Consider the following 1,157-nt stretch of genomic DNA (forward strand, 5'->3'; position numbering starts at 1 on the left):
GTTTGGCAACAATCCAGACAACACATCGCTGATGGTGTGTTCTGAAGTGAAGGCACTAACGGGGAACGAGAAAGGCAAATCACTCTACAACTGTGACTTCAGCCGATTCGATACCGCCGCGTTGTCTGATGATCCTGAACTGAATGCGAAAACTCGTTATGGCGCACTTTACTACCTAGATAAAGTGAATGAAATTGAGCGTAAGTCTTACGATTTCTGTACCGATGGGAACGTTTCTCTAAACAGCGACTGTAACCGTTTTGACGAAGGTACAAACCTAGAAGAAATTGTTTCTTACGAGTGGCAGAACTATCTCGATAGCTATGATCGACGCAACTTGGAGTTATATGGGACGACGGGATTATTCTCGTCCGATTATCCTGGTTACTTAGTGCGCCGTTATATGGAAATGAGCGCTATCCGTGACAAGATGGAAGATCTTGAGCGCATCGACAACATATACACCAATCTTGGTTACACTTCGTCAACGGATAAGCCGGGTGATTTCTTATTGCGCATTGCTTCAAACCCTCAATACTGTAGAGAAGGCAAAGCCGAGAACTCATGGTTCTGTGATTACGCGAATGGGGCGAAAAAATCCGCGGCGTTCTTCCTTGATATCTTGCGCACACCAGAGCATCAATGTGTGATAGAAAATGCGGCAGGCAACCAAAAAGTGATTTCTTTTGGTCAACTGTTAGACAACAACTCACACCAAATTCCGGCTGATTACGATCTTTCAACAGCCAGCTGTTTTGATGATTTGGCAGCACGCTTTATCGAAGATTCAGATGAGGGCTATATAGCTGTTGCGGAAACTGCGAATGGACGCTTCCTAAACTCAATTGGTAGCTTTGACCCTGATTATCCTTGGTCAAATGCGGTGTCTGTGTTGGGCAACTGGCCAGCCAAAGCGTTGGCGAGCCACTTCTTAGCACGTCGATTCTCGAACCGTTTTACCGATGAGGTGAGCTTTGCATCGCTGCTTGATATCCCTGGGGTGCAAGCTGAATACGAAGACATCATGGGCAACATCGTGGCAAATGATGCGTTAAATACGCCAGTTAAATTGGTGGGTAAAGACGGTAAGGAATACACCAATCGAAAAGGTGTTACCGTGAACCTACACATCACTGAGCAAATGGAGTCCCTACCAC

Annotated in this window: 1 pseudogene; it reads left to right on the forward strand. The window is 45.9% G+C overall.

Going from position 1 to position 1,157, the window contains the following annotated elements:
• Positions 1-1,157 (forward strand): annotated as a pseudogene (locus R7035_RS25635) (MoxR-like ATPase); the annotation flags it as partial.

The organism is Vibrio sp. 1731 (assembly GCF_033339955.1).
Classification (GTDB): Bacteria; Pseudomonadota; Gammaproteobacteria; order Enterobacterales; family Vibrionaceae; genus Vibrio; species Vibrio alginolyticus.